The organism is Bosea sp. 29B (assembly GCF_902506165.1).
In the GTDB taxonomy this organism is placed as follows: Bacteria; Pseudomonadota; Alphaproteobacteria; order Rhizobiales; family Beijerinckiaceae; genus Allobosea.
In genome coordinates this window covers 4190513-4217279 of the sequence record NZ_LR733817.1, presented here as the reverse complement: position 1 = coordinate 4217279, position 26767 = coordinate 4190513, and the positions used below count along the sequence as shown (strand labels likewise).

Annotated in this window: 29 protein-coding genes and 1 tRNA gene; 14 read left to right on the top strand and 16 right to left on the bottom strand. The window is 67.1% G+C overall.

Going from position 1 to position 26767, the window contains the following annotated elements; all coding sequences use genetic code 11:
• Positions 1–56: 56 nt before the first annotated feature.
• Positions 57–1442: a 3-deoxy-7-phosphoheptulonate synthase class II gene (locus GV161_RS20520; RefSeq protein ID WP_152017425.1), complete on the bottom strand. Its 1386-nt coding sequence runs from the start codon at positions 1440–1442 to the stop codon at positions 57–59.
• A 256-nt stretch (positions 1443–1698) separates the two neighbouring features.
• Here GV161_RS20520 and GV161_RS20515 point away from each other — a divergent pair, with 256 nt between their 5' ends.
• The gene (locus GV161_RS20515) at positions 1699–2088 is read left to right on the top strand and encodes a RidA family protein (protein ID WP_152017424.1); all 390 of its coding nucleotides are present in this window, start codon (positions 1699–1701) and stop codon (positions 2086–2088) included.
• 148 nt (positions 2089–2236) lie between these two features.
• Positions 2237–3274: an esterase gene (locus GV161_RS20510; protein WP_152017423.1), complete on the top strand. Its 1038-nt coding sequence runs from the start codon at positions 2237–2239 to the stop codon at positions 3272–3274.
• On the opposite strand, the gene GV161_RS20505 is transcribed toward GV161_RS20510, so the two are convergent.
• Complete coding sequence (locus tag GV161_RS20505; protein WP_152017422.1) at positions 3198–4169, bottom strand: LysR family transcriptional regulator; 972 nt, start codon at positions 4167–4169, stop codon at positions 3198–3200. The two genes, GV161_RS20510 and GV161_RS20505, sit on opposite strands and share 77 nt — an antisense overlap.
• Before the next feature lie 98 nt (positions 4170–4267).
• Here GV161_RS20505 and GV161_RS20500 point away from each other — a divergent pair, with 98 nt between their 5' ends.
• Positions 4268–4483, top strand: a complete 216-nt coding sequence (locus GV161_RS20500) for a hypothetical protein (RefSeq protein ID WP_152017421.1) — start codon at positions 4268–4270, stop codon at positions 4481–4483.
• 6 nt (positions 4484–4489) lie between these two features.
• Here the strand turns inward: GV161_RS20500 and gor are convergent, their stop codons facing one another.
• Both gor and GV161_RS20490 read right to left on the bottom strand, forming a co-directional pair.
• Complete coding sequence (gene gor / locus GV161_RS20495; RefSeq protein ID WP_152017420.1) at positions 4490–5863, bottom strand: glutathione-disulfide reductase; 1374 nt, start codon at positions 5861–5863, stop codon at positions 4490–4492.
• Positions 5856–7031 carry an O-antigen ligase family protein gene (locus GV161_RS20490; RefSeq protein ID WP_159650329.1) on the bottom strand — a complete coding sequence of 392 codons (1176 nt, stop codon included), beginning with the start codon at positions 7029–7031 and terminating at the stop codon, positions 5856–5858. The genes gor and GV161_RS20490 overlap by 8 nt, the downstream gene beginning before the upstream one ends.
• A 499-nt stretch (positions 7032–7530) precedes the next feature.
• Here GV161_RS20490 and GV161_RS20485 point away from each other — a divergent pair, with 499 nt between their 5' ends.
• From GV161_RS20485 to GV161_RS20475, 3 genes are all read left to right on the top strand, one after another.
• Positions 7531–8415, top strand: a complete 885-nt coding sequence (locus tag GV161_RS20485; protein WP_244624310.1) for a tripartite tricarboxylate transporter substrate binding protein — start codon at positions 7531–7533, stop codon at positions 8413–8415.
• A gap of 101 nt (positions 8416–8516) precedes the next feature.
• Positions 8517–8996, top strand: a complete 480-nt coding sequence (locus GV161_RS20480; RefSeq protein ID WP_091830757.1) for a tripartite tricarboxylate transporter TctB family protein — start codon at positions 8517–8519, stop codon at positions 8994–8996.
• Positions 8997–9015: 19 nt separating this feature from the next.
• The gene (locus tag GV161_RS20475) at positions 9016–10515 is read left to right on the top strand and encodes a tripartite tricarboxylate transporter permease (RefSeq protein WP_152017417.1); all 1500 of its coding nucleotides are present in this window, start codon (positions 9016–9018) and stop codon (positions 10513–10515) included.
• Between the two features lie 83 nt (positions 10516–10598).
• On the opposite strand, the gene GV161_RS20470 is transcribed toward GV161_RS20475, so the two are convergent.
• The 4 genes from GV161_RS20470 to GV161_RS20455 form a co-directional block, all read right to left on the bottom strand.
• Positions 10599–11093: a DUF2059 domain-containing protein gene (locus GV161_RS20470; protein ID WP_152017416.1), complete on the bottom strand. Its 495-nt coding sequence runs from the start codon at positions 11091–11093 to the stop codon at positions 10599–10601.
• Positions 11094–11249: 156 nt separating this feature from the next.
• A complete protein-coding gene (rpiA, locus tag GV161_RS20465; RefSeq protein WP_152017415.1) occupies positions 11250–11960 on the bottom strand; it encodes a ribose-5-phosphate isomerase RpiA in 711 nt (236 codons plus the stop codon).
• The gene (locus tag GV161_RS20460; RefSeq protein ID WP_152017414.1) at positions 11957–13408 is read right to left on the bottom strand and encodes an NAD-dependent succinate-semialdehyde dehydrogenase; all 1452 of its coding nucleotides are present in this window, start codon (positions 13406–13408) and stop codon (positions 11957–11959) included. The genes rpiA and GV161_RS20460 overlap by 4 nt, the downstream gene beginning before the upstream one ends.
• 131 nt (positions 13409–13539) lie before the next feature.
• Positions 13540–13884, bottom strand: coding sequence for a hypothetical protein (locus GV161_RS20455; protein WP_244624308.1), 345 nt, complete (start codon positions 13882–13884; stop codon positions 13540–13542).
• Positions 13885–14119: 235 nt separating this feature from the next.
• Here GV161_RS20455 and gph point away from each other — a divergent pair, with 235 nt between their 5' ends.
• The 5 genes from gph to GV161_RS20430 all read left to right on the top strand — a co-directional run bounded on the left by gph (position 14120) and on the right by GV161_RS20430 (position 18209).
• Positions 14120–14818 (top strand): phosphoglycolate phosphatase, encoded by a 699-nt coding sequence (gene gph, locus GV161_RS20450; RefSeq protein WP_152017413.1) that lies wholly within the window; start codon positions 14120–14122, stop codon positions 14816–14818.
• Positions 14819–14854: 36 nt separating this feature from the next.
• Positions 14855–14929: transfer RNA gene (locus GV161_RS20445), tRNA-Val, on the top strand.
• Positions 14930–15114: 185 nt separating this feature from the next.
• Complete coding sequence (locus GV161_RS20440) at positions 15115–16512, top strand: patatin-like phospholipase family protein (RefSeq protein ID WP_152017412.1); 1398 nt, start codon at positions 15115–15117, stop codon at positions 16510–16512.
• A gap of 134 nt (positions 16513–16646) precedes the next feature.
• Positions 16647–17393 (top strand): alpha/beta hydrolase, encoded by a 747-nt coding sequence (locus tag GV161_RS20435; RefSeq protein ID WP_152017411.1) that lies wholly within the window; start codon positions 16647–16649, stop codon positions 17391–17393.
• Positions 17394–17525: 132 nt separating this feature from the next.
• A complete protein-coding gene (locus GV161_RS20430) occupies positions 17526–18209 on the top strand; it encodes a DUF374 domain-containing protein (RefSeq protein ID WP_152017410.1) in 684 nt (227 codons plus the stop codon).
• Positions 18210–18234: 25 nt separating this feature from the next.
• Here the strand turns inward: GV161_RS20430 and GV161_RS20425 are convergent, their stop codons facing one another.
• The gene (locus GV161_RS20425; RefSeq protein WP_159650328.1) at positions 18235–18903 is read right to left on the bottom strand and encodes an EipA family protein; all 669 of its coding nucleotides are present in this window, start codon (positions 18901–18903) and stop codon (positions 18235–18237) included.
• Between the two features lie 210 nt (positions 18904–19113).
• Between GV161_RS20425 and GV161_RS20420 the strand changes: the two genes are divergently transcribed.
• Positions 19114–20451 (top strand): HAMP domain-containing sensor histidine kinase, encoded by a 1338-nt coding sequence (locus GV161_RS20420; protein ID WP_159650327.1) that lies wholly within the window; start codon positions 19114–19116, stop codon positions 20449–20451.
• Positions 20452–20460: 9 nt separating this feature from the next.
• On the opposite strand, the gene GV161_RS20415 is transcribed toward GV161_RS20420, so the two are convergent.
• The 4 genes from GV161_RS20415 to GV161_RS20400 form a co-directional block, all read right to left on the bottom strand.
• Positions 20461–21144, bottom strand: a complete 684-nt coding sequence (locus GV161_RS20415) for a response regulator transcription factor (protein WP_091830781.1) — start codon at positions 21142–21144, stop codon at positions 20461–20463.
• Between the two features lie 146 nt (positions 21145–21290).
• Positions 21291–21923, bottom strand: coding sequence for an outer membrane protein (locus GV161_RS20410; protein WP_152017408.1), 633 nt, complete (start codon positions 21921–21923; stop codon positions 21291–21293).
• A gap of 186 nt (positions 21924–22109) precedes the next feature.
• A complete protein-coding gene (locus tag GV161_RS20405) occupies positions 22110–22370 on the bottom strand; it encodes a hypothetical protein (RefSeq protein ID WP_152017407.1) in 261 nt (86 codons plus the stop codon).
• Positions 22371–22487: 117 nt separating this feature from the next.
• A complete protein-coding gene (locus tag GV161_RS20400) occupies positions 22488–22868 on the bottom strand; it encodes a hypothetical protein (protein ID WP_152017406.1) in 381 nt (126 codons plus the stop codon).
• Between the two features lie 196 nt (positions 22869–23064).
• Between GV161_RS20400 and GV161_RS20395 the strand changes: the two genes are divergently transcribed.
• Positions 23065–23643 carry a L,D-transpeptidase gene (locus GV161_RS20395; RefSeq protein WP_152017405.1) on the top strand — a complete coding sequence of 193 codons (579 nt, stop codon included), beginning with the start codon at positions 23065–23067 and terminating at the stop codon, positions 23641–23643.
• Between the two features lie 97 nt (positions 23644–23740).
• On the opposite strand, the gene GV161_RS20390 is transcribed toward GV161_RS20395, so the two are convergent.
• Positions 23741–24043 (bottom strand): hypothetical protein, encoded by a 303-nt coding sequence (locus tag GV161_RS20390; RefSeq protein ID WP_152017404.1) that lies wholly within the window; start codon positions 24041–24043, stop codon positions 23741–23743.
• On the bottom strand, positions 24040–24405 hold the full coding sequence (locus GV161_RS20385) for a DUF971 domain-containing protein (RefSeq protein WP_152017403.1): 366 nt from the start codon (positions 24403–24405) through the stop codon (positions 24040–24042). Before GV161_RS20385 ends, GV161_RS20390 begins: the two co-directional genes overlap by 4 nt.
• Positions 24406–24573: 168 nt before the next feature.
• Here GV161_RS20385 and moaA point away from each other — a divergent pair, with 168 nt between their 5' ends.
• The gene (gene moaA / locus GV161_RS20380) at positions 24574–25575 is read left to right on the top strand and encodes a GTP 3',8-cyclase MoaA (RefSeq protein ID WP_152017555.1); all 1002 of its coding nucleotides are present in this window, start codon (positions 24574–24576) and stop codon (positions 25573–25575) included.
• Between the two features lie 105 nt (positions 25576–25680).
• Here moaA and GV161_RS20375 read toward each other — a convergent pair whose 3' ends face one another.
• Positions 25681–26646 carry a helix-turn-helix domain-containing protein gene (locus GV161_RS20375; RefSeq protein WP_152017402.1) on the bottom strand — a complete coding sequence of 322 codons (966 nt, stop codon included), beginning with the start codon at positions 26644–26646 and terminating at the stop codon, positions 25681–25683.
• Positions 26647–26767: the final 121 nt, after the last annotated feature.

Sequence of the window (26767 nt, the reverse complement as noted above, 5' to 3'; positions counted from 1 at the left end):
AACGACAAGGGCCGCAGCACTGCTGCGGCCCTGTTTCGTTGGCGGTACTGCCGGTATCACTCGGCCGCTTCGACCTCAGGCCGGGTGCGGCCGGAGCGCTCGCGCTTGACCAGCTCGGCGACGAGGAAGGCCAGCTCCAGCGCCTGCTCGGCATTGAGGCGCGGATCGCAGACCGTATGGTAGCGGTCGTTGAGATCGGCGTCGGTCATGCCGCGGGCACCGCCGGTGCACTCGGTGACGTTCTTGCCGGTCATCTCGAGATGCAGGCCGCCGGCATGCGTGCCTTCAGCCTGATGGACGGCGAAGAAGTTCTTCACCTCGGTCAGGATCAGGTCGAACGGCCGGGTCTTGTAGCCGCTCGCCGCCTTGACCGTGTTGCCGTGCATCGGATCGCAGGACCAGACGACGTTGCGCCCTTCCCGCTTGGTGGCGCGCACCAGAGCCGGCAGGTGGTCGAAGACCTTGTCGGCGCCGAAGCGGCCGATCAGGACGAGGCGACCAGCCTGGTTCTGCGGATCGAGCGCATCGATCAGCTTGAGCAGCTCGTCCGGCTTGAGGGACGGGCCGCATTTCAGGCCGATCGGGTTCTTGATGCCGCGGAAGTACTCGACATGGGCGTGGTCGAGCTGACGGGTGCGGTCACCGATCCAGACCATGTGGCCGGAGGTGGCGTACCAGTCGCCGGTCGTCGAGTCGGTGCGCGTCATTGCCTGCTCGTAGCCGAGCAGCAGCGCCTCGTGGCTGGTGTAGAAATCCGTCGTACGCATCTCGGGATGCGTCTCGGGATCGACGCCGATGGCGCGCATGAAGTCGAGCGACTCGGTGATGCGGTCGCCCAGCTCCTGGTAGCGATGCGACTGCGGGCTATCCTTGACGAAGCCGAGCATCCAGCGATGCGCGTTGTCGAGATTGGCATAGCCGCCGGTGGCGAAGGCGCGGATCAGGTTCAGCGTCGCCGCCGACTGCCGGTAAGCCTCGAGCTGCCGGCGCGGGTCGGGAATCCGCGACTCCGCCGTGAACTCGTTATCGTTGATGATGTCGCCCTTGTAGCTCGGCAGCTCGACATCGCCGATCTTCTCGTTCGGCGCCGAGCGCGGCTTGGCGAACTGGCCGGCGATACGGCCGACCTTCACCACGGGCGAGCCGCCGGCGAAGGTCAGCACCACCGCCATCTGCAGGAACAGCCGGAAGAAATCGCGGATGTTGTCGGCCGAGTGCTCGGCGAAGCTCTCGGCGCAATCGCCGCCCTGAAGCAGGAAGGCCTCGCCGGCCGCGACCTTGCTCAACGCCCGTTTGAGCTTGCGCGCCTCGCCTGCAAAAACCAGCGGCGGAAAGCCGGCGAGCTGCTGCTCAACCGCCTTCAAGGCTGCCTGATCCGGATATTCCGGCATCTGCTGGACGGGCTTTGCCCTCCAGCTCTCGGGCGTCCACCGCTCGGACATGGGTCTTGCTCCTGATTTCACGCATCGCGCCTGCGTTAACCTCATCTTGGCGCGAAGGGGGGCCTATACACCCGCAGATGGCCGCTGGCCACCGTTACGGCAAGGGCGGCATGCCGCGCCTCCCGCCGCGGCGTGAAAGCATGAATCAAATCAGGCAGTTGGCGTGTCGCCCTGCCGTCTCGATTCAAGCCCCTGAGAGGCCGATTCAACAGGTTCGGATCCTGATTCAACCAGATCCGGCAGAACAGGACGCCCCATGCCTAAGCGCATCGTTTCCTCGAACCGCGTCTACAAGAGCCGGCTGCCCTTCGCCCAGGCGACGATCGCCGGCGATTTCATGTTCGTCTGCTGCGTCGGCGCGGACCTGCAGGGCAAATACGCGACCGGCGATGCCAGGCGGCAGACCCAGCAATGCATCGACAACATCAAGGCCCTGCTCGAAGAGGCCGGGGCGAGCCTGAAGGACGTGGTGAAGTGCACGGCCTACGTCACCGACCGCGCCTATTGGCAGCCGATGAACGAGGTCTACTTCGCCAATTTCGCGGAAGAACCGCCGCACCGGGTCTCCTGCATCGTCAACGGGCTGGGCTCGCCCGATTGCCTCGTCGAGATCGACGCGACCGCCTATCTCGGCAAGGAGGGCTGAAGCAGAGCAGGCTTTGATGCGCTGTTCGCATCAACCTCCCCAGCATTTGCATTTCACACCCGCCTGCAAAGGCCATTGTCTCCCTCGCGCGGCGCGGCCGAAGATAGCCACGCAACCAACAACGCCGGTCGCGGCGACGGGAGGAACCATGAGACGTCACGTTCTGGCGGCCGCTTTCGGCCTGGCCTGCGGCCTCGGTACGGCGCAGGCCCAGCAGACGCAGGAGCCGATCTCGCTGCGCGGCATGGGCTCCTTCCATGTCGGCGGCAAGCTGGTCGAGATCTCGGGCCGGCCGGTGAAGGATGTGGTGTTCACGCCGGGCGGCACGCCCGCCCGCGTCGACCCCAACGGCACCTACCAGACCGGGCAGATGTATGTGCAATATTTCCTGCCGCAGAACGAGAAGGGCTCGGTGCCGCTGCTGCTCTGGCATGGCGGCGGCATGACCGGCGTCAATTACGAGTCGACACCGGACGGCCGCCAGGGCTGGCTCGAATTCTTCCTGCGCAAGGGCTGGTCGGTCTACAATTCCGACGCGGTCGAGCGCGGACGCTCGAGCTGGGCGATGTATCCCGAGGTCATCCCCGGCGAGCCGCTGTTCCTGACCACGGCGAACCCGTTCGAGCGCTTCCGCATCGGCGCCGGCGGCGGCTACGACGCCGACCCGGCCAAGCGCAAATACCTGCCGGGCAGCCAGTTCCCGGCCGAGGGCTACGACAATTTCGTCAAGCAGATCGTGCCGCGCTGGACCTCGACCGACCAGATGATCATCGACGCCTATATCGCCGAGGTCGACAAGGTCTGCCCCTGCGTGATCTCGTTCCACAGCCAGTCCGGCCAGTTCGGTTTCAAGGTGGCGCAGGCGCGCCCGGACAAGGTCAAGGCACTGATCGCGGTCGAGCCGGCCGGCATCGGCGATCCGGCCAAGGCGGCGGCGCTGAAGGATGTGCCCGTGCTGATGGTGTTCGGCGACTATATCGAGCAGGACGCGCGCTGGCCGACCATCCGCAAGACCGCGACCGATTTCGGCGACAAGATCACCGCAGCCGGCGGCTCGGTCGATGTGATCAACCTGCCGGCCGTCGGCATCACCGGCAACTCGCACATGCTCATGATGGACAAGAATAATCTGGCTGTCGCTCAGCTGATCCAAGACTGGCTGGCGAAGAAGGGGTTGACGAAATAGGCTCGGGCTCGCGCGCCTGCTCCAGCAGCCAGTCGCGAAACAGGCTGATCTTGCGCGCGGTCCGGCGCCTTGCCGGGTAGGTCAGCCAGTAGTCGTTGCCGCCGGGAAGCATCAAGTCGAAGGGCTGGACCAACAGCCCTTCGCAGAGTTCGCGCAGGAAGAAGATCGGCGAGCACATGGCTGCGCCGTTGCTGGCGAGCGCGGCCGTGACTTCGAGCTGCTGCACGGCCAGATCGAAGCCTGCCTCCACCGGCGTCGCCTCGGAATTGACCCCCGCGGCGGCGAACCAGCGATCCCAGGCCTCGGTCTTGCCGATGCGCTTCACGTGCAGGAGGTCCGAGGGTTGCGGCGGCCGGCCAAGATCGCGGAACAGGTTCGGCCCGCAAAGCGGAGTGAACTCGCTCTTCATCAGCCAATGCGCCTCGAGCCCCGGCCACTGGCCGCCACCTCGGTGGATGGCGACATCGCAATCGTCGCGCTGCGGATCGTGCGGACCGACCTGCGTGACCATTCGCACCGCCAGCCCCGGATTGGCGCATTGGAACAGGCCGAGGCGCGGCACCAGCCAGTTCGAGGCGATGGTCGGCAGCGCCTGGATCGAGAGCACGCCTTCCGCCGTCTCGGTTACGGCGGCGAAGGCCGCGCGCAGGCCGTCAAAGGAATCCATCACCGACGACGCCAGGCGCTCGCCCGCCTCGGTCAGGACGACGCGTCGCGCCTGACGCTGGAACAGTGGCAGGCCGAGCCGCTCCTCCAGCAGCTTGATCTGATAGCTCACCGCAGCCTGCGTCATACCGAGCTCGGCCGCTGCGCGGGTGAAGCTGCCATGGCGCGCCGCCGCCTCGAAGGCCCTGATCGCGCTGAGAGGCGGCAGGCCTGTCACCAGATCATTCATCAGCTGACCTTATGTGTGTGGCGCCAAATCCAGTTTGTCCGCGAAGCCGATCGAGAGCATCCCTGGGCGCAATCGACATCTACCCCGGGAGCCGCATCATGTCGGCCGAAGTTAGCAGAAATAATGGATATGTCAGCCTTATGCCGGCACTGCGCGCGGTTCTGGCTCGCATTCGTCAGTTCCAGCGCAACCGGCTGGTCGCACTCGACAGCCATCTAGACCAGGAGGGCCTGAGCCCCCATATGGCGCGCGACGTCGGGCTCAGTGACGCAAGCCTGATTTATGACAGCCGCCGCGCCGACCGCGGCAGCTGATGTCCGTTAGAGCGCGCTCTTGCGCGGTGTGCGCATGGTGACGAGCTCTTCGGCCGCGCTCGGGTGCAAGGCGACGGTGCGGTCGAAATCGGCCTTGGTCGCGCCCATGGTGACGGCGATGGCGACCGACTGGACGATCTCGCCGGCATCGTGGCCGAGAACGTGGACGCCGATCACCTTGTCGGTCTGCGCGTCGACCACGAGCTTCATGTAGATGCGCTCGTCGCGGCCGGAGATCGTCGCCTTCATCGGCCGGAAGCCGGCCTCGAAGATGCGCAGCTCACGCCCCGTCGCCAGCGCCTGCTGCTCGGTGAGGCCGACGCTGCCGAGCTCCGGCGTGGTGAACACCGCGGAGGCGACGAGCGCGTGATCGACCGTCCACGGCTTGCCGCCGAAGGTCGAGTCGGCGAAGGCGTGGCCCTCGCGGATCGCGACCGGGGTCAGGTTGACGCGATCGGTGACGTCGCCGACCGCGGCGATCGACGGGACGTTGGAGAGCGAGGCGGCGTCGACCAGGACTTGGCCGGCCGGGCCGAGCTTGACGCCGGCGGCTTCGAGGCCGAGCCCAGCCGTGTTCGGGCGGCGGCCGGTCGCGACCAGCACGACATCGGCGTCGATCGGCGTACCATGGGCACAATGGGCCCGGCGCGTGCCGTCAGGCAGCAGTTCGATGCGATTGACCGTACAGCCGAGGCGCAAGCTGATCCCGGCATGGCCGAGCGCATCGCGCAGACGGGTGCGCAGATCCTCGTCGAAGCCGCGCAGGACATTGTCGCCGCGATGCAGCAGCGTGACGGCAACGCCGAGCCGAGCGAAGACGCTGGCGAATTCGAGCGCGATATAGCCGCCGCCGATGACGAGCATGCGCCTGGGCAGGCTCGGCAGATGGAAGACCTCGTTCGAGGAGATGCCGAGTTCGCCGCCGGGGATCGGCGGATCGAAGGCCGGATGGCCGCCGGTTGCGACCAGGATATGGCGGGCCCGGATCGTCTGCCCGCTCTTTAGCAGCTTGACCTCATGCGGCCCGGTGACGACGGCACGCTCCTCGCGGATTTCGACGCCGGCACCGTCCAGGCCCTTTCGATAGAGGCCGGAGAGCCGCGTCACCTCCCTGGCGACGGCATCGCGCAGGGTCGGCCAATCGAATTCCGGCTTGCCGACGCTCCAGCCGAAGCCGGCGGCATCCTCGAATTCGTCGGCGAAGCGGCTGGCGTAGACGAACAGCTTCTTGGGCACGCAGCCGCGGATGACGCAAGTGCCGCCGATGCGGTCCTCCTCGGCGATCATCACGCGGGCGCCATGGCCTGCGGCGATGCGGGCGGCGCGCGTGCCACCCGACCCCGCTCCGATGACGAAGAGATCGACGTCGAACTCAGCCATGGCTTTCTCCCTGCCGCGAGGCGGCATTTATTCCAAACCAGAGAATGGCGGCGCCAAGCCCCGCGATCCACCAGCCCTGCCAGGCGCCATGCCCGACGGTGGCGATCGAGAAGGCTGCCGCGAACAAAGCGAGGCGCGGCGCCAGCTCAGCCGGCGGCAGGCGCCGCAGCTGCGCGAGCAGCAGCAGCCCGGCGAGCGTCAGCAAGCCGGCGCCAATCACGCCGGTCTCGGCCCAGGCCTGCAGCGGCATGTCGTGCGGATGGCCGACCCCCAGCAGCTCCCGCTCCGCGGCGGGAACCTCGGCCGCTACCGGGTGGTTACGCATGACGGCCGATGTGCCGAAGCCGGCGCCGGCAACCGGCCGGACTCGCACCACCTCGCCAAAGCTCTGCCAGATATCGATGCGCGCCTGCCCGGTCATGCTGTTGAAGCGATCGAGAATGATGGAGGGCAGCCAGCGCTGCGCCGTCACGCCCAGCACGGGGGCGAGCGCCATGGTGGCGACGAAGGCGAGCGCCGCCGCCGTCAGCGCAAGGCGCGGGGCGAGCGCAGCGCAAGCCCAGCACAGCACCAGAACCGCGAGGCCGAGCCGCACCGAGGCGCTCTCCGAGCGGACGGCGAAGACAGCGACCACAAGCATGAGCAGCACGGCCAGCAGCCGGTCAGCCCAATGAGCGCCCGGTCGCGACCAGAGCCCGTGGACCGTCGGCACCGCCAGCAGGAAGCAGGTGATCGCCGGGCGATTGAAGACGAAGGCCATCATCTTGCCGGAGCCCAGCGCGGCGCGCTGCGAGAGGCCCGAGGCGAGCTCGATCATCGAGAGGATGGCCGCAGCGATGATCATCAGGGCGAGTGCGCGCAATAGCAGCGGCGTCGGCCGCCATTGCCCGGAGGCCGCGATCGTCAGCGCGAACACGATCGGCAGGACCAATTCCGCCCAGGCCTGCAGGGATACGGAGGCCTTGTTGCTCCAGCCGATCGAGACCAGCGCCCAGGCGAGGAATGCGGCGATCGCCAGAGCCAGGGGCGTGGCCAAGAGGGCGCGCAAGCGCGCAAACGCCGCCACCGCCGGCTCGGCCAGCAGCCCCGCCCCCAGGAAAGCCGCGGCGGCAAGGCCCAGCATCAGCGGGGCCGAGCGGTTCGCCAGCCACATGGTGAGCGGCAGCAAGACCAGGCAGACCGCACCGGCAGTGCGAAGGGCCCGAACCGCCGCAGACTCGCTTGCTCGCGCGGACGGAGCGGCAGGCAGCGCTTTCGAGGCAGTCGAACTGGCTGGCGGAGAAATCTGACTCATGCGCTGCGGCTTACGCGATGCGGGAAGTGTCGCCTAGAGGCTGAGGGGCAGCCGGACATGACCTGGACGAGATCGCCCGAACCCGTCCCGAGCTGTTCCAACTCCATCGGGACCTACGACCTTCGGCGATGTCACCGGCCGCCTCTCGTCGAATTTTCCTGCGTGCACAGGCCCCTCAAGCGAAACATCTTGACTTGTGATTATGCAATCAGGCGCAATTGATCCGCGGTCCGATGCGGTGCCACTGGCGAGCGTCGACAATCGGTGCGCAAAGCGCGCCACTCGGGAGGTAACTATGCTCACGTCCTTCTTCAAGCGCGGGGCCGTGGCCGCCGTCGCCCTCGCCGGCCTTACCACGGCTGCCTTCGCGCAGATGGAACTGAAGATCATGGCCCCGGCTGCGCCCGGCGGCGGCTGGGACGGCACGGCGCGCTCGATGCAGCAGGTGCTGATGGCTGCGGGCATCTCCAAGAGCGTCCAGGTCAACAACGTCACCGGCGCCGGCGGCACGATCGGCCTCGCCCAGCTGATCGGCGCCAAGGGCGACGGTCACCAGCTGATGGTCAACGGCTTCGTCATGGTCGGCGCCATCCTGCTCAACAAGTCGCCGGTGAACCTGACCCAGGTGACCCCGATCGCGCGCCTGACCGCCGAAGCCGAGGTCATCGTCGTCCCGACCGATTCTCCGCTGAAATCGGCCAAGGACCTCGCCGAGCGCCTCAAGGCCGACCCGGCCAAGGTGACCTGGGCCGGCGGCTCGGCCGGCGGCACCGACCACATCCTGGCGGCCCTGTTCGCCCAGGCCGTCGGCGCCGACGCCAAGAAGATCAACTACATCCCGTTCTCGGGCGGCGGCGAGGCACTGGCCGCGATGCTCGGCGGGCGCGTCACCGCCGGCGTCTCCGGCTATGGCGAGTTCGAAGGCCAGATCAAGGCCGGCAAGCTGCGTGTGCTCGCCGTCTCCTCGGCCAAGCGCCTCGAGAACGCGCCGGATGCGCCGACGCTGAAGGAGCAGGGCATCGATCTCGAGCTGCTGAACTGGCGCTCGGTCGTGGCACCTCCGGGCCTGTCGGCCGACCAGACCAAGGCGCTGATCGAAGCCACAGAGAAGATGGCTAAGTCGAAGGAGTGGCAGGAGATCCTCAAGGCTCGCGGCTGGGACGATTCCTTCCTCGCCGGCGCCGCCTTCGACAGCTTCCTGAAGGAAGAGATCGCTCGCGTTTCCAAGGTCATGACCGAGGTCGGCCTGGTCAAGTGAGCTGGCCACAGCACAGCTGAATGCGGGGCCGGGAAACCGGCCCCCTTTTTTCCTCTCGCCCTCCCCGGCTTCCAACATGCCGGGCAACGACGGATCACCCGATGAGCCAGGAGCCTCTCGCGCACCGACCGGACAAGCCGGCCCTCCTGGTCGGCGTGCTGCTGCTCGCCGTCGCGGCGATCGTCGGCCATGACGCCTCAACCCAGACGATCACCTCGAATTACGGCCTCGGGCCGACGGCGATGCCCTATGTGATCTGCGGAGGGCTCGTCCTTCTCGGGCTGGCGCATCTGTTCGTCGCCTTCCGCGAGGGCCTGCCCAAGCCGGAAGCGGCCGACAAGAGCGCCCTGCTCTGGATCGCGGCGGGCCTTGTCGGGCTGATCGCCTCGATCGGCCTCGGCGGCGGCTTCGTGCTGGCGACCACGCTGATCTTCGCCTGCACCGCTCGCGGCTTCGGCCGCCGTGCCTTCCTCGTCGATGCGGCCATCGGCTTCGTGCTCGGCCTGATCATCTTCCTGGTCTTCGCCAAGCTCCTGACGCTGATCCTGCCGTCGGGTCCGTTCGAGCAGCTCTTCCTCTGACGCCGAAGGCGGGTAAATCATGGACACTCTCCTTTCCCTGCTGAACGGCTTCTCCGTCGCTCTCGCACCCTCGAAGCTGCTGTTCTGCCTGGTCGGCGTCTTCCTCGGCACTGCCGTCGGCGTGCTGCCCGGCATCGGACCGGCGCTGACCGTCGCTCTGCTGCTGCCGGTCACCTTCAAGCTCGACCCCGCCGGCTCGCTGATCATGTTCGCCGGCATCTACTATGGCGGCATGTATGGCGGCTCGACCACGGCGATCCTGCTCAACGCCCCGGGCGAGAGCGCCTCGCTCGCGACCGCGCTCGAAGGCTCGAAGATGGCCAAGGCCGGCCGCGGCGGCCCGGCCCTCGCAACGTCGGCGATAGGCTCCTTCGTCGCCGGCCTGATCGCCACGATCGGCCTCGCCTTCCTGGCGCCCTGGCTGGTCGAGGTCGCGGTCAAGTTCGGGCCGTGGGACTATTTCGCGCTGATGATCGTCGCCTTCGTCACGGTGTCGGCGACCTTCGGCGATTCTCCGCTACGCGGCCTGACCAGCCTGTTCCTCGGCATCACGCTCGGCCTGGTCGGCATCGACAAGCTGACCGGCCAGGCGCGCCTGACCTTCGGCGTGCCGGAGCTGCTCAACGGCATCGAGGTGACGACGCTCGCCGTCGGCCTGTTCGCGGTGGGCGAAGCCTTCTACGTCGCCTCCAAGCGCTTCCGCGAACCTGAGGAGATCATCCCGATCAAGGGTTCGCTCTGGATGAGCAAGGAGGACTGGAAGCGCTCCTGGGCGCCGTGGCTGCGCGGCACCGCCTTCGGCTTCCCGATCGGCGCCCTGCCGGCCGGCGGCGCCGAGGTGCCGACCTTCCTCAGCTATTCGACAGAGAAGAGGCTGTGCAAATATCCGGATGAGTTCGGCAAGGGCGCGATCGAGGGCGTCGCCGGCCCCGAGGCCGCCAACAACGCCTCGGCCGCCGGCACGCTGGTGCCGCTGCTGACCCTCGGCCTGCCGACTTCGGCGACCGCCGCGATCATGCTCGCCGGCTTCCAGCAATACGGGCTCAACCCCGGCCCGCTGCTCTTCGCCGAGAAGCCCGATCTGGTCTGGGGCCTGATCGCCTCGCTCTTCGTCGCCAACGTCCTGCTGGTGATCCTGAACCTGCCGCTGATCGGGCTGTGGGTGAAGCTGCTCGCCGTGCCGCAGCCCTGGCTCTATGCCGGCATCCTGGTCTTCGCGACCATGGGCACGCTCGCGGTCAACGGCTCGCCGGTCGAGCTCATGATGCTCTTCGCCTTCGGCTATCTCGGCTATCTGATGCGGCGCTACGACTATCCGGTCGCGCCAATGGTGGTCGGGCTGATCCTCGGGCCAATGGCGGAACAGCAATTGCGCCGCGCCCTGCAGATCAGCCTGGGCGACCCGATGATCCTGCTGGAAAACCCGATCTCGGCCACCCTCCTCGGCATCGCCTTCATCGCCCTCGTCGCGCCCTTCGTGATGAATGGGCTGAACAAGTTCAAAGCGGCAGAGGACTGAGGGCTTACGCCGCCAACCGATACAAAAAAAGGCCGCCGGTTCTCACCGGCGGCCTTTTTTACAATGAGGAAGCTTTCCCAGGCTCAGAGCTGGTGGCCGCGCTTGCGCATCTCGGCCTGGAAGAGGTCGAAAAGCCGGTTGCTGGTCGCGGTGCTCCAGGGCTGCAGCAGCCCGAATATCTCGTCGATCACCTGCGGACGATAGGAATTGTAGCGCTGGCCGACCGGCGAGTTGAAGAAGGCGGCGACCTCCTTGAGGTCGGCTTCCGTCATCTTGTTGGCGAAGATCCGGGCCGAGGAATCGACGATCTCGTCACGGCGCAGATCGGCCTCGGCCTTGAGCGCGGTCAGGACTTCATCCATGTCCTTCTTCAGCTCGGGGCGGGTCGAGCCGATGTTCTGGCGGACGCCGCCGACGAACTCGGCATAGATCGACTCGAAGGAGCCCGACAGGCCGGAGGAGATCACGACCTCGCGGGCAGCCTTGAGATGCTCCGGCGTCGGCACCTGCTGCGCGAGCGCGGGCACGGCGAACAACGCCAGCGACAGAAGTGCACCTGCCAGGCTGTGACGGATCATGCGGTTACCCCTTCGTCGATCGCGCGCCAGGCGGCGATGTCCATGTGTTCCGGCGCGGCAACGACCTTGACTGGCGCAGCCGCCGGCCGCTCTTAGAGCATGTGCAGCCAAAGTGGAAACCACTTTTGCGGCCAGAGTCTGTCGCTCGACAAGCCGTCAGTGGCGCTCAGCCATCGGATCGCCGAGGACACGCACGCCGTCGGCTCCGGCGAGGAAAGCTGCGGTGGCCAGGCCAAGGAAGAGGCCATGCTCGACGACACCGGGGACCTGGTTCAGCGCCAGCGCCAACACCTCCGGAAGCTCGATCCGGCCAAGATGCGCGTCGAGGATGTAATGGCCGCCATCGGTCAGCAGCGTCGACCCGTCCGGGCGCTTGCGCAGCTTGATCTCACCATGCGCGCCCGACGAAGCGATGGCGGCTGCGACCGCCCGGCGCGTCGCCCCCAAGCCAAAGGGCACAACCTCGATCGGCAGCGGGAAGCGGCCGAGCGTCTCGACCTGCTTGCCGGTGTCGGCGATCACGATCATGCGCTTCGACGCGGCGGCGACGATCTTCTCGCGCAGCAGCGCAGCACCGCCGCCCTTGATCAGTCGCAGGGCGTTGTCGAGCTCGTCTGCACCGTCGATGGTGAGATCGAGCTCAGGCGTCTCGTCGAGCGTCGACATCGGGATCGAGAGGCTCAGCGCCTGCGCCTGCGTCACCTCGGAGGTGGCGACGCAGATCACCTTGAGCCCGGCACCGACCTTGGCGCCAAGGCCGTCGACGAAATGCCTGGCGGTCGAGCCTGTGCCGAGGCCGAGCCGCATGCCCGGACGCACCAGCTCCAGCGCCGCCAGCGCAGCCGCCTTCTTCAGATCCTCGCTCACGCCCCGAGCCCGCCCATCAGCATGTACTTGATCTCGACGAATTCCTCGATGCCGTGGAGGGAGCCCTCGCGGCCGAGGCCGGATTCCTTGACACCGCCGAAGGGCGCAACCTCGGTGCCGAGAATGGCCGAGTTGATGCCGACCATGCCGTATTCGAGCTCCTCGGCGACGCGGAAGGCCCGGCCGAGATCCTTCGTGTAAAAGTACGCTGCCAGACCAAACGGCGTATCGTTCGCCATGGCGACGACCTCGTCCTCGCTCGTGAAGCGATAGACCGGCGCGATCGGCCCGAAGGTCTCCTCGGTGGTGACCAGCATCTTGGTCGTCACGCCGGAGATCACCGTCGGCTCGTAGAAGGTGCGACCGAGCGCGTGACGGCGGCCGCCGACCATCACCTTGGCGCCATTGGCGACCGCGTCGGCGACATGGCGCTCGACCTTCTCGACCGCGCGCTCGTTGATCAGCGGGCCCTGCACGACGCCGACCTCGACGCCGTTGCCGACCTTCATCCTGGCGACCTCGCCGGCGAACTTCGCGACGAAGTCGTCATGGATGCCGTCCTGCACGAAGAGCCGGTTGGTGCAGACGCAGGTCTGCCCCATGTTGCGGAACTTGGCGATGATCGCGCCCTCGACCGCCTTGTCGAGATCGGCATCGTCGAAGACGATGAAGGGCGCATTGCCGCCGAGCTCGAGCCCGACCTTCTTCACCGTCGTGGCCGCCTGCTGCATCAAGAGCTTGCCGACCGGGGTCGAGCCGGTAAAGCCGATGAAGCGCACCGCCGGATGCGAAGTCATCACGCCGCCGATCGCCTGGGCATCGCCAGTGACGATGTTGATGACGCCCTTGGGAAAGCCGGCGCGCTCGGCCAGTTCGACCAGGGCGAGCGCGGTCAGCGGTGTGTCCGGCGCCGGCTTAACGACGAAGGTGCAGCCTGCGGCGAGGCCCGGCGCGCATTTGCGGGTGATCATCGCCGCCGGGAAGTTCCAGGGCGTGATCGCGGCGCAGACGCCAACCGGCTGCTTCGCCACGATGATGCGCGAATTCGGGAAGGGCGAGGGAATGGTCTCGCCATAGATGCGCTTGGCTTCCTCGGCGTAGAACTCGACGAAGGAGGCGGCATAGGCGACCTCGCCGCGCGCCTCGGCCAGCGGCTTGCCCTGCTCGGCCGTCATGACCTGCGCCAGGTCCTCCTGGTTCGCCATGATCAGTTCGAACCATTTGCGCAGGATGAGCGAGCGCTCCTTGGCCGATTTCTTCGCCCAGGGCTTGAAAGCGCGCGAGGCGGCCTCGACCGCAGCGGTGGTCTCATCAGCGCCGAAGCGCGGCACCTTGGCCAGAATCTCGCCGGTCGCGGGATTATCGACCACGTCGACGCCCTCGCCGATCCAGGCGCCGTCGACATGGCACTGCGTGCGCAGCAGCGAGGGATCCTTGAGCGTCAGCATGCGAGCCTCCGGCGTGGTGAGCGGGTCGCCGGGGCTCTAGCACGCGGCGCAAGCGCTTGCCGATAGCAAACGCCGCATCGCCGCCGTGAATAAATTGCAGTTACCGTTTCGCCACCAGCCCGGCGGCGGGGCTACTTCACCATCGGCGTGCAGACGACCTTGTCGTCGAAGACGTAACAGACACTGAGCTCGCCGGTGCGGACATTGGCGCGGAAGATGCCGCCTTCACGCTCATGGCGCGAGGGCACGAGGACATAGTCGCTCGGCGCCTGCGGGCCGGCCCCCTCGCCCGCCGGGAAGCAGACGGTGACGCCGACACCGCCCTCCTTGAGCTGGAACTGGCAGGCCCCGACCTCGCCGGTCGCCTTGTCGATGCGATAGACGCGGTTGAGATCGGTCTGCGGCGCCGGCGCGAACTCGTAGGGCGCGGCAAGCGCCGCGCCGAAAGCCGGCAAGAGGAACAGGCCGGCGCCCAGCGCCCGGGCCAAGGAACGGCCAATGGAGCTTCTGGAACAGCTCGACAGTTTCGGCACCGCTACGATCCCCTTTGACGATTCGTCCGCACCCTATCATGCCGGCCGAGCCGTATCATCGCGATTGCGGCAGGGTCACGACGAGATGACATCGCTGTTGCGCAAGCGCCCCGCCGGTAGGCCTTGCCAAGCCGCGCCGGCCGGCCTTTATGCGGATGGCCACGTCACAGGATGGATCATGTCGCTTCCCCCGATCGTCGTCTTCGATCTCGACGGCACGCTCGCCGAGACCGCCCCCGACATCATGCGCACGCTCAACGTCATCCTCGAACAGGAGGGCCTGGCAGCCCTTCCGGTCGAGCGGGCGCGCGAACTGGTCGGCGCGGGAGCGCGCGCGCTGATCGAGCGCGGCTTCAAGGTCAGCGGCCGGCCGCTCGATCCCGAGACGCTGGAGCAGTTGTTCCAGGAGTTCCTGACGATCTATGCCGCCGGGACCGCCAACTATAGCTATGTCCATGACGGCGTCGTCGCGGCGCTCGACGCGCTCGCTGCCGATGGCTTCGTCTTCGCTGTCTGCACCAACAAGCCGATCCTGCATACGAAGCTCTTCCTCGATGCGGTCGGCCTGACCGAGCGCTTCGCGGCAGTCGCAGGGCGCGACAGCTTCGCCTTCTGCAAGCCCGACCCGCGCCATCTCACACAGACGATCGCACAGGCCGGCGCCGATCCGGCCCGCGCGGTGATGATCGGCGATTCGCGCACCGATGTGGACACGGCGCGCGCGGCCGGCATCCCTGTGGTCTGCGTGCCCTTCGGCTATACCGACGTGCCGGTCGAGGCGCTCGCGCCCGACCTGGTGATCCAGCACTTCAGCGAGCTGCCGCAGGCGGTGCGGCAACTGACCGGCGGCGAACCCGCCCTCGCTACTCATTCTTGACGGCGACGGCGCACCCCACTAGGAACAGCGCGGTCCGGGCGGCTAGCTCAGCGGTAGAGCACTCCCTTCACACGGGAGGGGTCACAGGTTCGATCCCTGTGCCGCCCACCATTTCCACAAAACTGCCCCGCAATGAGCCGCGCTATCCTGCGCAGGATCAGCCGTTGTGCGTTGGGTTGCGTGCCCCGCGCTTTCTGAATTGACGGCGGCAATGCTCGGACAATGAGCGGTGACGAAACGTCCTGCGCTCGCGGGACATCAGGCGATTCGACGTCGCGCGGCGGAAAGCGCGCGACATGGCGGTTGCCCCCACGCAGAGGACAAATCCGATCGGCTCGCCTTCCCGGCAAGCGGTGGCGAATCTGTTCCTCCTCACGCTGCTAGGCCTCTGTCTCGCCGCCTGCGCCAGCCCGAGCAACCCGCCTTCGAACCTGCGCCGCCCCCTGACGATCTCGGCTGCCCGCTCGTTTGCCTCGGCGAACGAAGGCGGCTCCACGGCGGTCGTGGTCGCCCTTTCCGGCGGCGGCGCGCGCTCAGCCGCCTTCGGATACGGCGTTCTGTCGGCGTTGGCGGAGCAGCGTGCGCCCGACCATGCCGGCCGCTCGCTCGCCGACGAGATCGTCGCGGTCGCGGGCGTCTCCGGCGGCGGCATCCTCGCCGCGCATTTTGCCCTGCATGGCCCGCAGGGTCTGCCAGCCTTCCGGCGTGACTTCCTCGACCAGGATCCGGAAGGCGCACTGCGCACCAGCTTCACGCCGGTAAACCTGCTGCGCGGCTATCGCGGCGGCATCAACGACCTCTCGGGCCTCGCCGACTGGCTCGACACACATCTCTATCATGGCGCAACGCTCGGCGACCTCGACCAGCCCGGGCGGCCAAGGCTGCTGCTGCATGCGACGGAACTCTACAATCGCGCGCCCTTTCCCTTCGACCGCGACAGCTTCCAGGCGATCTGCAGCGACTATGACGCGTTTCCGCTCGCCCATGCCGTCGTGGCCTCGTCGGCGGTGCCGGTGCTGTTCGCGCCGGTCGTGCTCGAGAACTTCAATCCGACCTGCCCATCCGCCGGCGGCAGCCGCGCGCCATCGGCGGGGCGCTCCGCCTTCGCCCGGCATCTCGGCGCGTCGCAGGCGCGCTATGCGCGCGAGCCGGAGCTGCATTATCTCAAGCTGCTCGATGGCGGCCTCGTCGACAATCTCGCAGTGCGCAACCTGATCCGGGCCATGAACGGGCCGGCACCGGCGCTCGTGTCGGCGACGGCCGCGCAGCGGCTGCGCCGCGTTATCATCATCGTGGCCGACGCGTCGATGCGGGTCGGCGGCGAGATGTCCCAGGCGATCGACGGCCCGGACGCACCGGAGACGATCACCGCCTCGGTCGACGCCATGATCGACAATGCGAGCCGGGCCAGCCTCGACGCGCTGGATCGCGAGGCTGCGAGCTGGCGAGAGCGGCTGGTCCGCTGGCGCTGCGCCCTCGCGGCCTCGCAGCCGCCGTGCGGACAGCTGCAGGTCGCGATCGTGCGCTTGTCCCTGTCCGACCTTCAATCGCCCACGGAACGAAGCCGCATCCTGCAATTGCACAACAAGCTGACGCTGAAGGCCGAGGAGGTCGATTTCCTCGCCGGCCTCGGCCGCCGGATCCTGTCGGGCAACCCCGATTGCCGCCGGGCGATCAAATCTCCACTCCCCTGACGAATGGCCATGAAACCGGCTGCACATCTCGTGCAATGTAGCCACCGAATCCTAGGCGGCAGGCGCAGGCGCGACACGGTGACGGTGGCGCGCGCAGTTCTGCGCCGCTTCAGGTGAATGGGTGACTTAACAACATGATCGGATATCAGCAGCGTGTCCTGCGCGCCCTCGGCGTGCTTGCGGTCCTATGGTCGTTCGCCATCCCGTCACCCGGCCGGGCGGAGACGCCGATCACGGTCAAGGGCGGCGAGACCATCACGATCGCCGGCGTCCGCAGCATCCTCATTCGCGCTCCGCATCCCAAGGGCAGCGTGATCCTGCTGACAGGCGGCGATGGCCGTCTCGAGGTCGGCAGCGGCGCGCGCTTCGGCAAGGCCGGCGACAACATCCTCATCCGCAACCGGGACGCCTTCGTCGCGCAGGGCTACAATGTGCTGCTCGCCGAGATCGGCACCAACCTCTCGGCCGCGGTCGACCACATGGCCGCGATCAAGCGCCCGGTCATCGTGATCGCCACCAGCAAGGGCACACAGCGCGCCGCAGAGGGGATCGTGGGCGGCGCCATGCCGGACAGGCTGGTGCTGACCTCGGGATTCCTGAGCAAGGCATCGGGTCCCGACGATACCGTCCAGAGCATCCTGGGGACGCCGAACCGGCTGCCGCGCACACTCGCGCTGCATCATCGCGAGGATCGCTGCCGCTGGACGCTGCCCGCCGGCGTCGCGCCGTTCCAGGCCTGGGCGGGCGGGCGCGTCCAGGTCGAATGGATGAGCGGCGGGCAGGCGGACGAGGGCAATCCCTGCCGCGCCAGCGGGCATCACGGTTTCGCGGGGCAGGACGAGGAATTCGTCACCCGCATCGTCAAGTTCATGGTGCGCTGACGCTTTTTTCGCTGCTGCGCGCGTTTTTTCCGCTCGATCGCACGGAATGCACGCTGCGGCCGCAGGGCCGCGCAATGTTGGAGCAAGCCGACGCGCCGATCCCTCCACCGGAATCACCGTGGAGATCGGATCATGCGATTCGGCAATGGGCAATCTGCGGCGTTCGCCGGCCGCGCCCTGCACGCCTACCTCGCCTTCGTCCAGCGGACGACGCGCTTCAAGCAGGCGATCCCCGGCGTCAGGCCGTGGGAGCGCAGCCGCGAACCCTTCATCGCCCTGACCTGGCACGGCCAGCAGATGCTGAGCCTTGCGGCGCTCGACGGCGCGGCCGAGGTCGCGATCCTGACGTCGCTGCACTTCGACGGGACGGTGGTCGCCTCGGTGGTGGAACGGGCGGGCTTCCGCGCCATTCGCGGCTCAGGCGCCCAAAGCCCCCTCAAGATCAAGACAAAACGCGCCATTCCTGCCTTCTTCGAGATGCGCGAGGCGCTCCGCGAAGGCACCAGCCTCGTGCTCACGGCGGACGTCCCGAAGATCGCACGCGTCGCCGGCAAGGGGGCGATCCAGCTCGCGCGCGCCACCGGCCGGCCGATCTACCTCTTCGCGGCGGTGACCAGCGCCCGGGTCGACCTCGACAACTGGGACAGGGCCAGCATCGCCCTGCCCTTCGGCCGCGGCTGCGTGCTCTGGTCGGAGCCGCTCTATGTCCGCCGGGCCGCCGATGAGCGCGAGATGGGCCTGATCGCGCTGGACATCTCGACCCAGCTCGACGAGCTCCATGCCACGGCGCATCGCCTCCTCGACCGTCGCCGCTAGGGCAACGATCCTGCTTATCGGGAATTCAGCGACCGGGCGCGGCGCATTCGGCCGGCGTGGCGCAGATCATGCCGGGCGGGCGCAACTGCTCCTGCGGCCCCGCCGGCTCGATGACGATGCGGCTGAGATCGCCGGAGAAGCGCAGGCCGAGACCGGAGGAGATCAGCACGATCCGCGCCCGGGACGAGGCCAGAATGGTGGCGTTGGCGCCGGCGAGGAAATGGGCGCTGCCGCCGAGGCTGGCATAGGTGCCGAAGACGTCCTCGTGCCGGTCGAGCCCGTACACCAGCATGATCACCCGGCCGTAATCGGCGCCGAGCCCGATGCCGACCGACAGCGCCGACCAGGTCACCGGCGTCGGGATCCCGTCGGAAAAGCGCAATTCGCCGCTGCCATGGCGCCCGCCGAGCACGAAGGAGCCGCTGAGCTCGCCGCCGATGATGTAGGCGTTCGGCTCGCCGAAGAGCGCGAGCGAGCGCTCGATCGGGATGCTGACCGTCTTGGAGGCCGCGTCGAACACGCTTTCGACCAGCCTGGAGATGTCCTGCCGCGAGGTCGTCGGCAGCTGGCCGGCCCGGACCTCGCCCTTCGTCACGGCCCCCTGCCCGAGAGCGAGTTTCGGCACGAAGGCCAGCAGCGCGGCCAGCACGAGGCAAAAGCCCGGCCACCTCGATATGGCGCGCAGCGCATGCATCAGGCCGGCAGCTCCGGAAGAGAGTTGAACGGCAATGGCGATACGGTCCATGCAGAGACAGGAATGGGCGAGAGCCCGGTTCCGCAAGCCATACCCGCATCGAGGTCCCGTGACGACTCGCAACGTTGCACCAGTCCTGCGCCAGGCTCGCCCCGCGAACCGGCCGCTCGAGTCCTCGCGCCGGTCGCGGCATGGCGGCGAGGCCCTGCCATGACCTCCCTGTCTCGCGCGCTCACCATCCGCCTGTCGCTGCTCGGCATCGTCCTGTTCACCGCCTTCATCGGCGCCGTCATCGCATTTGCCCTGATCACCGAGGATCCCGGCGTCCTGCGCAATGACGTCACCTCCCAAATTATCCAGCAGAGCGTGCGCGCCCCCTCCGGCAACGCCGTGCAGGTCGAAAAGACCGCGGGATTGTCCCGGATCGAGCGTGCCAGCTCCTCGCTCTGGTATCTCGTCTCCGATGGACGTTCCCTCGTCGAGTATGCGCCAGAATTGCGGCCGACCCTGCCGATCGACATCCGGCTCGACGGGCCGACCATCGCCGCGCAGATGCGGATCGGCGGCGAGAACGCGCTCGCCTTCGACGTGATCGAGAAAGACGGCAGCAGGATCATCGTCGCCACCCGCGGCGGCCAACCGGGCTGGGACCTGATCCTCGGCTATTATCTGCGGGCGATCGCAGGCTCGGCGCTGGCGATCTCGGTGGTCTTCGGCCTCCTGATTGCCGGCGCGATCGCGATGTCGGTATCCTATATCGGCGATCGCCTGCGCAGCGCGGCCGAAGCCGCGGCCAGGATCGACCCGAAGGCGCCGCGCGGCCTGCTGCCGACCGAGCAGATCCCGATAGAGCTGATGCCGCTGACCACGGCGCTCAACGCCGCGCTCGACAAGATCGCCGGCAACATGGAGGTGCAGCGGCGCTTCATGAACAATGTCGCACATGAATTGCGCACGCCGCTGACCGTGATGCGCGGCCGGATCGACGCGCTGCCGAACGACCAGATGCGGCTCGCGCTCACCACCGATGTCAGCCGGCTGACCACGATCGTCTCGTCGATGCTGCAACTTGCCCGGCTGCACAGCACCGAGCTGCCGTTCGAGGCGATGCAGCTCAACGGCATCGCCCGCGCGGTGCTGGCCGATCTCGCGCCGCTGATCCTGAGCAACGGCGCCGATGTCGCACTGGAAGAGGAAGGGGAACGCCGCGTGCTGATCGAGGCCAACGAAGCGACGGTGCGGGCGGCGATCGCCAATCTCGTCGACAACGCATTGCGGCATGCGCGGGCGAAATCGACGATCCTGGTCAAGGTGATCGACGGCGCAGTGCTCGAGGTCGCGGATGACGGGATCGGCATCGAGCCGTCCGACCGCCCGCAAGTGACCGAGGCGTTCAACCGGATGTCGCCGAACTCGACCGGCGCCGGCCTCGGCCTGACCATCGTGCGCGACATCATGGCCGCCCATGGCGGCACGCTGACCATCCTCGGCCGGCCGGGCGGCGGCACGATGGTGCGTCTCGTCTTCCCGCCGCGGGCGAGTGATTGAGGGGCCGCGCTACAGCGCCAGCTCCGACACCCGCAGCATGTAGCCGATGCCACGCAGCGAGGTGATCTCGACCCTGGCGCCGGCCTCCTTGAGCTTGCGCCGCAGCCGCGAGATCTGCGCTTCCAGGGTGTTGGATTCGATCAGGTCGTCGAAGCCATAAACCGCCTCGATCAGGACGTCGCGGGTGACGACGCGGCCGACACGCTGGACCAGCGCCTCCAGGATCAGCGCCTCACGCCGGCGCAGATCGAGCATCTCCGAACCGACGCTGGCGCTGCGTCCTTCGAGGTCGAGCGAGAGATTGCCGGCGGTGATCACCAGCGAGCGTTTGGGATTGCGCCGGCGCAGGATGACGCGCAGGCGCGCCAGCAGCTCCTCCGGCTCGAAGGGCTTGACCAGATAATCGTCCGCTCCGGTGTTCAAGCCTTCGATCACGTCGGCTTTTGCGTCGCGAGCGGTCAGGACGAGGAAGGCGGGCCGCGGCTCGGCGGAATTCAGCGCCTTGACGATCGAGAGGCCGTCGCCGTCAGGCAGGCGCCGGTCGACGATCACGATGTCGAACGGAGTCGAGCGCAAGGCGGCAAGCGCCGCGTCGATCGTCGTCGTGCGATCCGCGATCAGTCCGGCATTGGTGAGGAGCGAGGACAGGAAAGCCATCAGTTGTGGCTCGTCCTCGACGATCAGGGCGCGCATGAAAAAAGGGGGTCAGGGTGCACGGATGGAACGTGATGCCGGAGTAGGGGCGAAATATCCAGACGCATCACGCTCCATCCATGCCAGGGCGCGGCCATGAGGCCGCAGGGCAGACCGGGCCGGTTTCCCGGCCCGGGATTTCGACGTCAGAAGCGGTAGTTCAGGCCGGCCTTGACGAGATGCTCGTTGACGCCGACGCGGGTACGGCCATTGGCGAACTGGAAGTTCTGCTTGCCGAGCGAGACGTAGTTGTATTCGAGCTTGGCGGAGAGATTGTCGGTGATGCCGTATTCGGCGCCGGCGCCGACGACATAGCCGACTTTGCTCTTCTCCTTCGAGACCAGGCCGTCGCTGGCCTTCAGGCTGCCATAGGCGACACCGCCGAGGCCGTAGACCAGCACGCGGTCGAAGGCGATACCGGCCCGGGCCTTGAGGGTGCTGACATAGCGCATGTCCGCACTGGTTCCGCCGGTGCGCTTGGCGCCCTTGCCGAAACCGTTCATCGACATGTCAGCCTCTAGGCCAGCGACGAGGCCGCCCATCTGGAGATTGTAGCCGACCTGACCACCGAGCAGGACCTCGCTGCGGTTCTTCTTGCCGATACCCTGAAAGCGGTCGAAACTGGCGCCGCTATGGACGCCGACATAGACGCCGTTCCAGTTGTAGGCGCGCGGCTGGGAATAGGCCGGCTGGTATTGCTGCACGCGCGCGGGCCGGTCGGCCGCAATGGCCGGGACCGCTAGCAGGCCAAGACCGACCATCGGGATGATACGCTTCATCAAAGGCTCCTTGCGGCGGCTTTGGTTGCCGCCGACGCATCAGGCTTGCGACCGCGCATCCGGGCATCGGAGCGGGTCAGCACGGCGCAGATTGCGTGCGAAGATTACAGCAACGTTGCCCGTGAAATGGGCACGCCCCGGAACAGGCTGGCGGAGTCGAGGGCGCGGTGCTGCGAACGAGCGCGTTTAGTTCTTTGTCACGCGCAGTTGCGCGCCGTTCGCCCATTCGGCCAGCGGGGCGGTCGCCATGAACTGCTCAATCGCGAGCAGGGCGATGTCGCCGGAATGGCCGGAGCGGCGCAGCCCGAGAATCAGGCGCGCCAGCCATTCGCGATGCGGATTCTCGAAGGGTCCATAGATCGGGCCGACATGCCGCCAGGCCTCGTGAAAGGCTGTTCCGAGGGCAGCGAGCTCTTCAGGCCCTGCATTGAGTTGGCAGGCAGGCATGGCGAACCTCCCGTCATTTTGCAGAGCGGACCAGAGCCGGCCCGGCATTGCAATCGGAAGTTGCCCCTCAATCTGAAGACTAGGCGAATGATCGGTTAACGGCAACCGGACAAGCCGTCAGAGGCTGCTCACGATCTCGCGCGGATGACGGGCGGCGAAGGCGCGGGCCGAATCGCGGAAAGCCACCCAGGCGGGCAATGGCACAGAGCCGACATCGTTGGACGGAGGAAGTAGCGAGCGGGTGCACTCGTCGATCGCAGCATCGGGGTCGATGCGCGCCGAGCGACAAAGTGCGCGCGCGATCCGGATGATGCGCTGTTCCTCGTGGTCTTCGGGAATCATTGGTCGGCAGGCCTCGATATCGTCGCCATCACAACGCGAGCCTGACGACGAGGTTCCGCACTCCCGCAGACGTTGCCCGATCCCGTTCCGGCCACATTTTGCCGCGGGGGACTTTTCTGCGACGCCGCGTTTTCGTCCGAAAATCGCCCAAATCACCGCAAGCAGACATCCAGACGCCTACGCCTGTTGCAGCCCCGCAACGGGCGCCTTCAAAGCTCGAAAGGTCGCGTCGATGTGAACGTCGATCGATTGAACCGCAGCCGCTGCTCTGCCAGAGATTTGGGGAATTGTTGACGTTTTTCCGTCACCTTTCCTCGTGCCCGCCATCCTGCAATCCCCTTCCGAGGTCGCAATGCTCCGCTCCTTCCGTTTGGCCCTGATCGCCGGCACGGCCGTCGCGGCCACGGCGACCGCCGCCGTCGCCGAAATCGACCCGCTCACCCGTCAGCCGCTGGTCACCTATGTCGACCCTGCCAAGGCGCAGGCGACCGCGATCCCGCGCGAGGTCGTCTCCTTCAGCGGCACCTACCGCCCCGGCACGATCGTGATCAACACGAGCGAGCGCCGCCTCTATTTCGTCCTGCCCGATGGCAAGGCCGTCCGCTACGGCGTCGGCGTCGGTCGTCCGGGCTTCGACTGGGCCGGCTCGCAGACCATCACCCGCAAGGCCGAATGGCCGGGCTGGACCCCGCCGTCGCAGATGCTGAAGCGCCGTCCCGACCTGCCGCGCTTCATGCCCGGCGGCCCGGAGAACCCGCTCGGCGCCCGCGCCATGTATCTCGGCTCGACCCTCTACCGCATCCACGGCTCGAACGAGCCGGAGACGATCGGCCAGGCGGTCTCCTCAGGCTGCATCCGCATGCTGAACGAGGACGTAATCGACCTCTACGAGCGCGCCAAGGTCGGCACCCGCGTCGTCGTCGCCCGCTGAGCAGCGACACGCTTCAAGGATTGCGTAAGGCCGGCGTTTCGCCGGCCTTTTTCTTTGGCGCGAATAGCCGATTTTCAGTGTTGCCCGCGCGTGCCCGCTAACTCAGATTGTTGCCCCAGATCATGAACGACGCGGAGAAGGTGACGAAGCCCATGGCCGCCAGGACGAGCGCGCAACGACGGATCCGTGCCTTGCCGTGGTTCAAGCCGGTCAGCAGTGCTGCCAGCGTCCAGAGGCCCGTGAATCCCAGAAGCGCCAGGGTATAGACCGGGCCAGAGAGGTCATAGCCGCCTCCTCCGATCGATGGGTGTTCTGAAGAACTGGGGCTGAGGTTCCAGATCAGAATGCCCACGACCACGGCGAAGACGGTAATCCAGGCGTATAATCCCCTGTCTTTCACCGCCGCAGCCGCTCCCGCGACAGGCCCTTCGCGGCGAGCTCGTCGAGATACGCTTGCATCTTCGCCTCGCCGTCGCGGCCGAGCTCTCGCAGATAGTCCCAGCCATAGATACCGGTGTCGTGCATGTCGTCGAAGGTCAGGCGGACAGCGTAATGGCCGACTGGCTCCACTTTCAGAATCTCGACCTCGCGCTTGCCCGGCACGGTCTGCTTCTGCGTCGGACCATGGCCCTGGACCTCAGCCGACGGGCTCTCGACCCGCAGCAATTCGGCCGGGAGCGCATGGCTCTCACCACTCTCGAAGGTGATGTGGAGCGTGCGGCGGTCCTTCGACAGACGGATCTCGCTCGGCCAATCTGACATCTTCGTGTTTCTCCAGAACGGCTTGCGACCATCAGCCCGCTTGACCGCGGGCTTGCCGCCGACAATGCTCGCTTCCTATATCAGAGCAACGGCAGGCGCACTGCGCCGCAAGACCGCGATCGCCCGAGGATTTCAGCCGCCGTGCTGCATGACCCGATCAAGCCCTTGATGCGTGCGCCGCTGACCGATCCGTTCGGCCGCGACATCTCCTACTTACGCATCTCGGTGACGGATCGCTGCGATTTCCGCTGCGTCTACTGCATGTCCGAGGACATGGCCTTCCTGCCGAAGCGCGATTTGCTGACGCTCGAAGAGGTCGACCGCGTCGCCACTGCCTTCGTCTCGCGTGGCACGCGCAAGCTGCGCATCACCGGCGGCGAGCCGCTGGTCCGGCGCGACATCATGAACCTGTTCCGCTCGCTCTCGCGCCATCTCGCCTCGGGCGCGCTCGACGAACTCACCGTGACCACCAACGGCTCGCAGCTAGCCCGCTATGCGCAGGAGCTGGCCGATTGCGGCGTGCGCCGCGTCAACGTGTCGATGGACACGCTCGATCCCGACAAATTCCGCAAGATCACGCGCTGGGGCGACCTGTCGAAGGTGCTCGCCGGCATCGAGGCGGCGCGCGCGGCTGGCCTGCGCGTCAAGATCAATGCGGTGGCGCTGAAGGGCGTCAACGAGGACGAGATCGAAGGGCTGATGCAGTGGGCCCACGGCCTCGGCATGGACCTGACGCTGATCGAGGTGATGCCGCTCGGCGAGATCGAGCCGGCCCGGCTCGACCAGTTCCTGCCGCTCTCGATGGTGCGGGCCAAGCTGATGGACCGTTACACGCTGACCGACGATCCGTACCGGACCGGCGGGCCGGCGCGCTATGTCCGGGTCGCCGAGACCGGCGGGCTGGTCGGCTTCATCACGCCGATGACGCATAATTTCTGCGAGAGCTGCAATCGCGTGCGGCTGACCTGCACCGGCACGCTCTATATGTGCCTCGGCCAGGAGGATGCGGCGGACCTGCGCGCCCCGATCCGCGCCTCGGCCGACGACGCCCTGCTCTACCGGGCGATGGAAGAAGCGATCTCGCGCAAGCCCAAGGGCCACGACTTCGTCATCGACCGGCGCCAGCCACGCGCCGCGGTCGGCCGGCATATGAGCGTGACCGGGGGCTAGAGCATTTCCGGCGAACACGGGTTCGCCTGAAGTGCCCTATCTCTTTGTTTTCACGCAATTCCGGACGCAAAACCGCTGCGCACTTTTGCTGGAATTGCTCTAGCCTTACGACCGCATCTCGGCCCGCAACTCCCGGACGCCGTGGCCCAGCCGGCGCCGCAGCAAGCTCCGCAAGGTCGCCGTGTCGGCATAGCCGACTTCTCCCGCGACCCTGTCCAGACTCTGCCCGATCGAGACGAGATGCCGGGCACGCTCGACCCGCATGTCCTGAAAGAAGGCGAGTGGCGACTTCCCGAGCACGGCCTCGGTGCGCCGCTGCAGGGTTCGCGTGCTGACCGCCAGCGCGCTCGCCGCCTCCTGGAGCGAGAAGCCGGAGGCCAGATTGGCGCGTGCCCAGCGCTCGAAGCGCTCGATGAGAGGGTCGGCATGGGCGAGATGGTCGGGGATGATGTAGCGCGCCTGCGACGAACGCTTGTCGATCAGCATGAAGCGCGCGACGAGCGCCGCCATTTGCGGACTCGCCTGACGCACCAGCCATAGCGCCAGGTCGAGATGCCCCATCATCGCCCCCGCCGTGACCAGGTGGTCGGACGGAATGAGCATGCGTGAATCGTCCAACCTCACCTGCGGATAGCGCTGGCGGAACAAGGGCGCGAGCGACCAGGTCGTCGTCGCCTCGCGTCCGTCGAGAACCCCGGCCTCCGCCAGCAGGAAGGTGCCGATGCAGGCCCCTGCCATGCCCGCTCCACCGGCCTGCCAGCCGCGCAGGTGAGCGAGCCCCTCGGCAACGTCAGGCCGCCCCAGCGCCTCGACCAGCCGCTCCGGCTGCTTAGCGTTCAAGGCCGGCACGATCACCCAGTCCGGCTTGCGGGCCGGATCCGGCAAGGCGACGCTCGCAGCCAGCCCCAGCGCGGTGCGCACCTGCCCCCTGACGCCGACAAGCTGCACATCGAACAGGGGCTGATCGATCCCCTGCATCACCGCCAGCTCGTTCGCGGTCGAGAAGGTGTCGAGCAGTACCGTCAAGCCGGTATCGAAGACGCCGTCGAGGACGAGTATCGTCAAGCGCATGGCGCAAATGACCTCAAGATTGTCATTTGCGACGATAGTGGCTGCACCTGCACCGGTCTAGCGTCCGCTCACAGTCCTCGTCGGACTGCCACTCGCCCTATCGATGTAATCAGGGGACGCG

What these genes read in the sequence shown, in the direction of transcription:
- GV161_RS20395 (WP_152017405.1), top strand. Translation starts at nt 23,065, where the DNA reads ATGCTCCGCTCCTTCCGTTTGGCCCTGATCGCCGGCACGGCCGTCGCG.
- GV161_RS20480 (WP_091830757.1), top strand. Translation starts at nt 8,517, where the DNA reads ATGAGCCAGGAGCCTCTCGCGCACCGACCGGACAAGCCGGCCCTCCTG.
- gor (WP_152017420.1), bottom strand. Translation starts at nt 5,863, where the DNA reads ATGGCTGAGTTCGACGTCGATCTCTTCGTCATCGGAGCGGGGTCGGGT.
- GV161_RS20475 (WP_152017417.1), top strand. Translation starts at nt 9,016, where the DNA reads ATGGACACTCTCCTTTCCCTGCTGAACGGCTTCTCCGTCGCTCTCGCA.
- GV161_RS20470 (WP_152017416.1), bottom strand. Translation starts at nt 11,093, where the DNA reads ATGATCCGTCACAGCCTGGCAGGTGCACTTCTGTCGCTGGCGTTGTTC.
- GV161_RS20520 (WP_152017425.1), bottom strand. Translation starts at nt 1,442, where the DNA reads ATGTCCGAGCGGTGGACGCCCGAGAGCTGGAGGGCAAAGCCCGTCCAG.
- GV161_RS20410 (WP_152017408.1), bottom strand. Translation starts at nt 21,923, where the DNA reads ATGAAGCGTATCATCCCGATGGTCGGTCTTGGCCTGCTAGCGGTCCCG.
- GV161_RS20425 (WP_159650328.1), bottom strand. Translation starts at nt 18,903, where the DNA reads ATGCATGCGCTGCGCGCCATATCGAGGTGGCCGGGCTTTTGCCTCGTG.
- GV161_RS20420 (WP_159650327.1), top strand. Translation starts at nt 19,114, where the DNA reads ATGACCTCCCTGTCTCGCGCGCTCACCATCCGCCTGTCGCTGCTCGGC.
- GV161_RS20415 (WP_091830781.1), bottom strand. Translation starts at nt 21,144, where the DNA reads ATGCGCGCCCTGATCGTCGAGGACGAGCCACAACTGATGGCTTTCCTG.
- GV161_RS20515 (WP_152017424.1), top strand. Translation starts at nt 1,699, where the DNA reads ATGCCTAAGCGCATCGTTTCCTCGAACCGCGTCTACAAGAGCCGGCTG.
- GV161_RS20440 (WP_152017412.1), top strand. Translation starts at nt 15,115, where the DNA reads ATGGCGGTTGCCCCCACGCAGAGGACAAATCCGATCGGCTCGCCTTCC.
- GV161_RS20430 (WP_152017410.1), top strand. Translation starts at nt 17,526, where the DNA reads ATGCGATTCGGCAATGGGCAATCTGCGGCGTTCGCCGGCCGCGCCCTG.
- GV161_RS20505 (WP_152017422.1), bottom strand. Translation starts at nt 4,169, where the DNA reads ATGAATGATCTGGTGACAGGCCTGCCGCCTCTCAGCGCGATCAGGGCC.
- GV161_RS20435 (WP_152017411.1), top strand. Translation starts at nt 16,647, where the DNA reads ATGATCGGATATCAGCAGCGTGTCCTGCGCGCCCTCGGCGTGCTTGCG.
- moaA (WP_152017555.1), top strand. Translation starts at nt 24,574, where the DNA reads ATGCGTGCGCCGCTGACCGATCCGTTCGGCCGCGACATCTCCTACTTA.
- GV161_RS20485 (WP_244624310.1), top strand. Translation starts at nt 7,531, where the DNA reads ATGGAACTGAAGATCATGGCCCCGGCTGCGCCCGGCGGCGGCTGGGAC.
- GV161_RS20405 (WP_152017407.1), bottom strand. Translation starts at nt 22,370, where the DNA reads ATGCCTGCCTGCCAACTCAATGCAGGGCCTGAAGAGCTCGCTGCCCTC.
- gph (WP_152017413.1), top strand. Translation starts at nt 14,120, where the DNA reads ATGTCGCTTCCCCCGATCGTCGTCTTCGATCTCGACGGCACGCTCGCC.
- GV161_RS20375 (WP_152017402.1), bottom strand. Translation starts at nt 26,646, where the DNA reads ATGCGCTTGACGATACTCGTCCTCGACGGCGTCTTCGATACCGGCTTG.
- GV161_RS20460 (WP_152017414.1), bottom strand. Translation starts at nt 13,408, where the DNA reads ATGCTGACGCTCAAGGATCCCTCGCTGCTGCGCACGCAGTGCCATGTC.
- GV161_RS20510 (WP_152017423.1), top strand. Translation starts at nt 2,237, where the DNA reads ATGAGACGTCACGTTCTGGCGGCCGCTTTCGGCCTGGCCTGCGGCCTC.
- GV161_RS20385 (WP_152017403.1), bottom strand. Translation starts at nt 24,405, where the DNA reads ATGTCAGATTGGCCGAGCGAGATCCGTCTGTCGAAGGACCGCCGCACG.
- GV161_RS20500 (WP_152017421.1), top strand. Translation starts at nt 4,268, where the DNA reads ATGTCGGCCGAAGTTAGCAGAAATAATGGATATGTCAGCCTTATGCCG.